Here is a 7,839-nt window from a genome sequence, read left to right as displayed (position 1 = left end):
GGCGAGCCACTTGGCCCTCGCCCAGCGCGACCTGCCGCCGCGCGAGGCGCTGCGCCAGGGCGCCCGCATCGCCGCCGCCTTCCGCGCCCATGGTTGCGGCGCCATCCATGTCGCCGGCGCCGATGCCACCGCCACCGCCGCACTGGTCGGCGCGCGCCTGGCGGGGGCGCCGCTGTCGCTGGCGGTCCGGGACGGCGATGGGCAGGACCTGGCCCGCAAGCTGCGGGCGGCCGACATCGTCTTCGCGACCGGGGCGGCGATGGCAAATCGCCTCCGCGCCCTGGCGCCGCAGGCCCACCTCCGCACCCTTCCCGCCGCGATCGAGGTTCCGGCGGAAGGCATGGCCGGGCCGCGCCATGACCGGCTGCTTTGCCTGCCATCGATGGAGAACGGCACCGGGGTTCGCGCCCTGCTCGCCGCCCTGGCGATCCTGCCCCCGGACCAGCGGCCGGTGGTGGACCTGATCGGCAACGGCCCGCTGTTCGACGCGTTGCGGGCGGAGGCGCTGGAGGCCGGGCTTTCCGACCATGCCCGCTTCCTCGGCGCGCGGAATGCCGCCTGGCTGGCGGCGGAAGGCCCGCGCTACCTGGGCTTCGTGGCGCCCGATGCTGCCGTGGAGGATTCGCTGCGGGCCATGGCCCTGCGCCTGCCCGTCATCGCCCCCGCCACGCCGGGGATGCGGGAGATCGTGGCCGCGGATTGCGGCCACCTGGTGCCGCCCGGGGATGCGCCGGCCCTGGCCCGCGCGCTGCGGTGGCTGGCGATCCTGCCGGATGACCAGCGCCGCCTGATGGGCGAGGCCGGGCGGGACCGGGTGCTGGCCGGCCACACCATGGCCACCCGCGCTGCGGCGCTCGCCCAGGGGCTGGCCGCGCTGACCGCTGCGGCGACGGCGCGGCTGGCAGCCTAGGGCCGAGCGCCGAAGCGCAGCAGCATGGCGCGCAGCGGGTCGGAGCCGGGGTTATGCGCTTCCATCGCCATCACGATCTGCCGTGCGGAATACTGCCGGCCGTAATAGGCGCTGGCCGCTTCCGGCCGGTAGGACAGGACGGAACCGGAAAGCGAGATGCCCGCGAACAACCCGCGGGACCGCGCGACGGCCACGATATCCGCCCCCGCCGCCGCCGTGGTGCTGCCCTGGATGCCGCCGCCGATGGTGGCCAGCGCGACGGAGGCATCGGCGCCGATCTTGAACTGGCTGTCCATCACCGCCGCCAGGCCGCGATCCGTCATGATCATCATGATGACCATGGCGTCCTGCACGCCGATCTGCAGCCCGACGCTGCCCGACCCCACCGTATAGAAGGCCGGCGAGGACCAGGACCCGGCGCCATCACGCCCCACCAGCACGCAGGACCCGCCCTCACCCCCCAGGATGAAGCCGGCGCGGAACAGCCGCGGGCAGACCATGACGGCGCGGGACCGGCGCAGGAAATTCAGCGCGTCGGCCGTATTCTCCCCGGTCGACATCAGTTCCTGCACCGCGAGTGTCGCGCGGTCGACCAGTGCCTGCTCCTCCTGCTGCGCGGCCGCCGGCAGCGCGATGAGGAGCCCGAGTGCCACGATGATGCCACGGAGCATGAACGCCCTCCTGCAACCCTATGAGGGTGAAGGTTCTACCCCTCCCCGACTCGGGTGTCCAAGGGCAAGCTGTGGCGGCCCCGGGGTGATTTGATGGCGGGAGCTACCCCGCGGCCGGCGAGAGCGGCTACGCCGCCACGGGCGTGAACGGTTCCTCGTTCACCGCGGCCACCCGCCAATCCGCCCCCTGCTTCTCCAGCCGCGTCAGGGACAGGTTCTTGATGGAGAAGATCAGCGCCTGGTGCGGCGTCAGCCCCATGGCATGGGCGACGGAGGCGCGGATCGACCCGCCATGGGCCACGATCACGATATCGCCGCCCGGGGTTTCGGCCGCCAGGCGTTCCAGCACCGGCGCCACGCGCTCCACCATCTCGCTGAAGGATTCGCCGCCGGGCGGCTTCTCATCCGCCCCATGCGGCCAGAAGGGGTGGGGCGGGTGGCGGATCTTCTCCGCGAAGGCCTCATGCGACAGGCCCTGCCATTCGCCGAGGTGCTGTTCGGCGAGGTCCGGCTCCACCTGCAGGGGCGCCTCCTCATAGCCCGCCGCGAAGATGGCGGCGGCGGTGGCGCGGGTGCGGGACAGGCTCGTCACCACCCAGCGGGCGCCGGCCGGCAGGCGGGCGGCGAGCCAGCGGTAGGACAGCGCCTCCTGCTGCAAGGCGAGGCCGCAGAGCGGCACGTCCATGCTGCCATAGATCAGCGCGCGGGCCGAAGGCTCGACCAGCGCATGCCGGACGAGGAAGATGCGGGTGTTCGTCACGGGGGCGGGTCTAGCGCCGGCATCCGCGCGCCGGAAGGCCCCCTATCGCACCCGTTGACGCGCCTGCCCGACCCAATAGGCCTCCGGCAGGCCGTCGATCTGGTGCGCGCTCGGCATCACCACCGGCACCTGGAGGCAGAGCGACTGCGCCGGCAGCACATCCCGCCACTGTTCCACCAGGCGCTTGAAGGCCACCCCCACCGGGCGGATCTTCCGGTCGAGGTCATAGAGGCCGACGGGATCGACATGCCCGTTCTCCTCCCGCAGCGCGGTGTCCCAATCCACCTGGTCGGTCAGCGAATACCAGGTGAAGCCCACCACCGGCACGCCGTCATTCCGCACGCGGAGCACATTGGCCCATTGCTTCCACAGCCAGCGTTCGGCGGCGCCTTCGCCATCCTCCCGGATGTTGGTCTCGGTATGCATCACCGGCAGCGCGTAGCGGTCGTGGTACTGGTGGGTGAGCACGGCATAGCCGAAGACCTCGCCCGAGGCGCGCGTCGCGCCATCCGGCATCACCAGGTGCTCATTCGTCCAGTAGTAGTCATTGCCCATGATGCAGTGGCGCTTGAGCGGGCTGTGGTGCAGGAAGAAATGGTATTCCGCTCGTGTCATGCCGTTGTCGAGCAGGTATTCGTACATCCCGCTGTCGACGCGCCGGCCGTAGTTGAGGTCGAGCGAGAGGAAGCGTTCCTGGTTGCGCAACTCCGCCGGCGCGATGGCGGCGGGACTCTCCGCATGGAAATATTCCGTGCTTTCGGACTGGATGAAGATCGCATCCGGCCGCACCGCCAGGATGGCACGCATCGCCAGCACATTGGCGGCGACGATGTGCTTCAGCGCGGTGACGAAGCTGCGGTCCGTGGACAGTTCCTCGTTCCACCAGCCATAGCGCGCGGAGAACAGCGCGCAGATGTACATCTCATTCACCGGCGTATAGAGCTGGACCCAGGGATAGCGCCGCGCGAAGGCGCCCGCGTAATCCGCGAAGAGGTTCGGGAAATCCGGGTTCTGGAAATCCCCGATCCAGTCCGGCACGCCGAAATGGCAGAGATCGACGATCGGCACGATGTCGCGCCGGTGCAATTCGCCGAAGGCCTGGTCCGCGAAATCCCAATCGTGCCGGCCCGGGCCCAGCAAGGTGGTGTGCAGGGGCGGGCCGTAGCGCAGGAAGGTCAGGCCCATCTCCTGCACCAGGGCGAAATCCTCCCGCCATCGCTCGTAATGGCCGCAGCGCGCCATCTCATCCACGCGGACCGTGCCGCCCTTGATGCGGGGGATGCTGTTCTCGATGCCGGTGGCGAAGATGAAGGCGGGGGGCGTGTTCATGCGGGTGGCAACGCCGCACGCCGCCCGCGGTTGGCCTATTCGCCGATGTTCAGCAGCGCCCCCCGCTCCCGCGCCGCCTGGAACTGCCGCATGAACAGCGCCACCGCGCCGGCCAGCCACACCAGGTTCAGCCCGAAGGCCGCCGCCAGGTGCCCCCAGGCGATGGTGCCTTCCAGCAGCACGCCGCGCATTCCCTCGAACACGTGGGAGGCCGGGACCAGCAGCGCCACCGGCTGCAACCAGCCCGGCAGGACGGAGACGGGGTAGAACACCGCGGCGAAGGGCGTCAGCCCGAACAGCACGGACCAGGCCAGCGGCTCCGCCCCCGCCCCATGCCGCAGGATCAGCGCCGTGACGGCCAGCGCCACCGCCCAGCCCATCATCATCAGCGCCGCGAAGAACAGCACGATCACCGGCCCCACGGTCCACAGCCCGAAGCCGTAGAGCACCCAGGCCAGCCCCACCGCCGGCAGCACGCCCGCGAACATGCGCAGCGCGCTCATCCCCACCAGCGCCGCCACCAGTTCCATCGGCCGCAGCGGGCTGACGAAGACATGGCCGAGGTTGCGGCTCCACACCTCCTCCAGGAAGGAGATCGCGAAGCCCATCTGGCTGCGGATCGCGACCTCCCACAGCAGCACGCCGCCCAGCAGCACGCCGGCCGCGACGGAGGCGACGTTGTTCTGCACCCCGGCCAGGTAGGCGGTGACGAAGCCCCACACCACCATCTGCAGCACGGGCCAATACGCAAGCTCCAGCACCCGCGGCCAGGACCGGCGATAGAGCGCCAAATGCCGGTACATCAGCCCCCAGATGCGCCGGCCGGACGAAGCGCCGCTCATGCCATTTGCTCCGCCGACCCGTCGGCGCGCTCCGCCGCGTTGCCGCGTTCGCGGGCGATGTCCAGGAACACGTCTTCCATGTTGTCCCGCCCGTAGCGTTCCAGCAGCGCCGAGGGGCTGCCGCGGTCCACCACGCGGCCCGCGCGTAGCATCACCACCTGGCCGCAAAGCCGCTCGACCTCCGCCATGTTGTGGCTCGCCAGCAGGATCGCGCAGCCGCTTTCCGCCCGGTAGCGTTCCAGCCAGGAACGGACCCAGTCGCCCGTATCGGGGTCGAGGCTCGCCGTCGGCTCATCCAGCAGCAGCAGGTCCGGCCGGTTCACCAGGGACTTCGCCAGCGCGACGCGCGTCTTCTGCCCGGCCGAGAGTTCCCCCGCCGGCCGCTTCAGCAACTCCGTGAGTTGCAACTGCTCCGCCAGTTCCTCGATCCGCTGGCGCGGCTTCGGCACGCCGTAGAGATGCGCATAGACCATCAGGTTCTCGGCCACGGAAAGCCGGTGGGGCAGCGCGACATAGGGGGAGGAGAAGTTCATCCGCGCCAGCGCCGCGAAGCGGTCCGTCGCCATGTCGTGCCCCAGCGCCAGGATGCGCCCGCTGGTCGGCACCAGCAGCCCCAGCAGCATGGCGATGGTGGTGGTCTTGCCCGCGCCATTGCCGCCCAGCAGACCCCAGGTCTCGCCGCGCGGCAGGGTGAAGGACAAATCCTCGACCGCGGGGGCGCCTTCGGGCTTGTAGCGCTTGGTCAGGCCCTGGACGGAAAGGGCCGCGTTCTGGTCTGACTGCATCCGACGGATATGCGCGGCACCCGCGCCAGGGCAAGCATGGCCGGCATCACAGCCCCCGGCATAACAGGCCCCGGACTCTAAGCCCCCTGGATCAAAGCCCCCTGCGCCGCTTCTCCACCAGCGGTCCCTGGAAGCGGCGGATGCCGATCTCCCACCCCCAGGCGATGGCGGCGGGGCGGTCCACGCCGACCAGCACCACCGCCTCCGGTCCCCCGCCTTCGCCCGCACGGCCTTCCGCCAGGAAACTGGCCAGGCCGGGCGGCACCGTCATCGGCAATTCCGGGGACCAGCGCAGCCGCACCAGATCGAGCCCGAGCCGCGCCATGGGCAGCACCGCCAGCAGCCCCGCCGGCGCATCATCCAGCGCCAGCCCGTAGCCGCGCGGCCGCGCCAGATCCCGCGCCGCGACGAAGCCGGCGGGGTCCGCCAGCACATCGGCGGCCCGGAAGCCGATCGTGATCTCCCGCCGCCGGCCCGACGGCAGCCCGGCATCGAAGCGGTCGAAGGCCGGGGAGGCGATGGTCGCCGGCGACAGCGGCAGGCCCACGGGCTTCCAGCCCATCTGCGCCGCGGGCCGCACGATCTCCGCCAGCATCCGCGCCTCCGCCAGCCGCGCCAGGCGCCGCCGCAGGGCGGAGGATGCGGCGGTATCCGCGCCTTCCAGCACCAGCGCCGCCAGCGCCGGCCAGGCGATGCGCCGGTCCTCCCACAGCGGTTCCGCCGGCGCGCCATCGGGGTCCATCCGGCAGACCGCCTGGCGGGAGGTCACGGGGTCCAGGTCCGCCCGCGCCAGCGCGCGTTCCGCCGCGGCGATCTGGGCGGTGGTCACGGGCGGGCGGGGCTCCCCGGTCTCCGGTTCCTCCGGCGGCGGGTCCAGGCCGAGGCTTTCCGCCGCCGCCGCCAGCAATTGCGCCGCCGCTTCCGGCAGCCGCAGGCTGCGCACCGCATCCTGCGCCGCGGCATCGAGCGTCCGCGCCAGCGCGGCTCGGGTGTTTTCCAGGGCCAGGGCCGGCGGCGGCGCCACCGCCACCACATCGCCATTCGGCAGGTCGAAGACGCGGGTGCGGGCGCCGGACAGCGCCGGGCCCAGCGCATCCCGCAGCATCCGCTGGTGATGCGGCCGCCGCATCGCGGGCGACAGCCCGGCCATGCGGAGATGCAGCACATCCCGCGACGCATTCGCCGCTACCGTTTCCCGCACGAAGGCCGCCAGTTCCGCCGCGGCGCGGATGGTGGAGGGGCGGCGGTCGGTTTCGAGGCCGCTCATGCCGCCGGGCTCAAAGCCGGGGGCTGTGCTGCGAGGGGCGTCGGCCGGAACGCCACCGGCACCGCCGTGGGGTTCGGCATGGCGAGGGCCGCCGCCAGCGCCGGGGCGGGCTCGATCCGCGTCACGCCCAGGCTGCGCGCCCAGGCCAGCGCATCGGCGTCCCGCACCCCCGCCAGGGTCAGCCGCGCGGGGTCGATGCGGCGCAGCGCGGCGTAGCAGGCGGGGGCCAGCACCGCCTCGCTCCAATGCAGGCGCAGCAGGTCGGCCGGCAGGGATTCGGGCGCCAGCAGGCCCAGCGCCTCCGCCGTCAGCCCATCCACCTCCAGCGCCCAGCCCATACCGGCCAGGACCTCCCGCCGCGCGGCCAGGGCGCAGGGGTCCGCCGCTTCCTCCAGCGTCACGGCGGCGACCAGCATCGAACCGCCGCGCCTTCCGCCATCGCGCCCCGTCAGCGCGGCGGGCGGCACGGGCAGGTGCAGCGGGCCGGGCAGCTTGTCGCCGATCAGCGGGCCGCTTTGCGCGGGGTCGCCGATGGCGCGCAGCAGCCGCGCCGCGACGGCGCGCGCCGCATGGTCCAGCAGGTCCCGGTCCTGCCCCAGCACGCCCATCCGCCGCGCCAGCGCGTCGCGCGCGACCTCCAGCCGCAGGAAGGCCGGTCGGGGCGCGGCCGTGCCCTCCGCCAGGCGCCAGCCCAGTTGCCGCGACACCACGCCATCCAGCTGTACCCGCTTCAGCCATTCATCGAGGCCGGCGAGGTCCGGCCCGGTGGCGGCCGCGATCGGCTCCGCCAGTCCGTCCCGCCCCGCCGCGTAGTCCAGCAGCGCCGGGACGTCACGTTCCAGCGACCAGATCCCGGCATGGACCGCCCCCGGCGCGCCCCCGCCCAGCAGCCGGTCGAGCAGCAGGCGCAGCCTCTCGGCCCGCGCCGCTTCCGCGCCCACCAGCAGCAGATCCTCGTTCGGGCCTTCCACCACCGTGCCGCCCGCGGCCAGCGCGCCTTCCAGCAGCAGCGCCCGCGCCACGCGGCGGCGATGCGCCGGCAGGTCCCGCACGCGCAGCACCACCCGCCCCGCGGGCGCCCGCAGCGCATCGCGCATCACCACGGCAAGCGGCGGCCCCGCCAGGGGCTCAAGCGGCGCCCCCCCTGGGGGGACAGCTTGCGCCCCTGGCGGGGCCGCCGCTTCTGGCGTCGCCACGCGGAACGTTGGACCTTCGGGCATCTTGATGGGACCACCGGGGGGCGGGAGGGCGACGTGCGCCCCCCTTCGCGCTAGG

At 72.7% G+C, this 7,839-nt stretch carries 8 protein-coding genes; 1 reads left to right on the top strand and 7 read right to left on the bottom strand.

All coding sequences use genetic code 11. From position 1 onward, the window contains the following. Window positions 1-910, top strand: a 910-nt coding sequence (locus ACTIE5_RS12650) for a glycosyltransferase (protein WP_439550063.1), incomplete at its 5' end; no start/stop codon positions are given. Here the strand turns inward: ACTIE5_RS12650 and ACTIE5_RS12645 are convergent. From ACTIE5_RS12645 to ACTIE5_RS12615, 7 genes are all read right to left on the bottom strand, one after another. Further along, the gene (locus tag ACTIE5_RS12645; RefSeq protein ID WP_439550062.1) at window positions 907-1,581 is read right to left on the bottom strand and encodes a lipid-binding SYLF domain-containing protein; all 675 of its coding nucleotides are present in this window, start codon (window positions 1,579-1,581) and stop codon (window positions 907-909) included. The two genes, ACTIE5_RS12650 and ACTIE5_RS12645, sit on opposite strands and share 4 nt — an antisense overlap. A gap of 127 nt (window positions 1,582-1,708) precedes the next feature. Next, complete coding sequence (locus ACTIE5_RS12640; RefSeq protein WP_439550061.1) at window positions 1,709-2,341, bottom strand: histidine phosphatase family protein; 633 nt, start codon at window positions 2,339-2,341, stop codon at window positions 1,709-1,711. A gap of 42 nt (window positions 2,342-2,383) precedes the next feature. Continuing rightward, entirely contained in the window at window positions 2,384-3,670 is a 1,287-nt protein-coding gene (locus tag ACTIE5_RS12635) for a family 1 glycosylhydrolase (RefSeq protein WP_439550060.1), read from the bottom strand. 35 nt (window positions 3,671-3,705) lie between these two features. Beyond that, window positions 3,706-4,512 (bottom strand): ABC transporter permease, encoded by an 807-nt coding sequence (locus ACTIE5_RS12630; protein WP_439550059.1) that lies wholly within the window; start codon window positions 4,510-4,512, stop codon window positions 3,706-3,708. Beyond that, entirely contained in the window at window positions 4,509-5,297 is a 789-nt protein-coding gene (locus ACTIE5_RS12625) for an ABC transporter ATP-binding protein (protein WP_439550058.1), read from the bottom strand. Before ACTIE5_RS12625 ends, ACTIE5_RS12630 begins: the two co-directional genes overlap by 4 nt. Before the next feature lie 91 nt (window positions 5,298-5,388). Next, window positions 5,389-6,564, bottom strand: coding sequence for a hypothetical protein (locus ACTIE5_RS12620; RefSeq protein WP_439550057.1), 1,176 nt, complete (start codon window positions 6,562-6,564; stop codon window positions 5,389-5,391). Then, window positions 6,561-7,661 carry a hypothetical protein gene (locus ACTIE5_RS12615; protein ID WP_439550056.1) on the bottom strand — a complete coding sequence of 367 codons (1,101 nt, stop codon included), beginning with the start codon at window positions 7,659-7,661 and terminating at the stop codon, window positions 6,561-6,563. Before ACTIE5_RS12615 ends, ACTIE5_RS12620 begins: the two co-directional genes overlap by 4 nt. Between the last annotated feature and the right edge of the window lie 178 nt (window positions 7,662-7,839).

This window comes from Falsiroseomonas sp. (assembly GCF_051859025.1).
Classification (GTDB): Bacteria; Pseudomonadota; Alphaproteobacteria; order Acetobacterales; family Acetobacteraceae; genus Falsiroseomonas.
Note: the sequence above shows the minus strand (reverse complement) of the source record. Positions and strands in the feature narration are given on the sequence as shown.

Excerpts from the sequence above, each read along its gene's own strand:
- ACTIE5_RS12645 (WP_439550062.1), bottom strand. The coding sequence starts at position 1,581 with ATGCTCCGTGGCATCATCGTGGCACTCGGGCTCCTCATCGCGCTGCCG.
- ACTIE5_RS12635 (WP_439550060.1), bottom strand. The coding sequence starts at position 3,670 with ATGAACACGCCCCCCGCCTTCATCTTCGCCACCGGCATCGAGAACAGC.
- ACTIE5_RS12630 (WP_439550059.1), bottom strand. The coding sequence starts at position 4,512 with ATGAGCGGCGCTTCGTCCGGCCGGCGCATCTGGGGGCTGATGTACCGG.
- ACTIE5_RS12625 (WP_439550058.1), bottom strand. The coding sequence starts at position 5,297 with ATGCAGTCAGACCAGAACGCGGCCCTTTCCGTCCAGGGCCTGACCAAG.
- ACTIE5_RS12620 (WP_439550057.1), bottom strand. The coding sequence starts at position 6,564 with ATGAGCGGCCTCGAAACCGACCGCCGCCCCTCCACCATCCGCGCCGCG.
- ACTIE5_RS12615 (WP_439550056.1), bottom strand. The coding sequence starts at position 7,661 with ATGCGCGATGCGCTGCGGGCGCCCGCGGGGCGGGTGGTGCTGCGCGTG.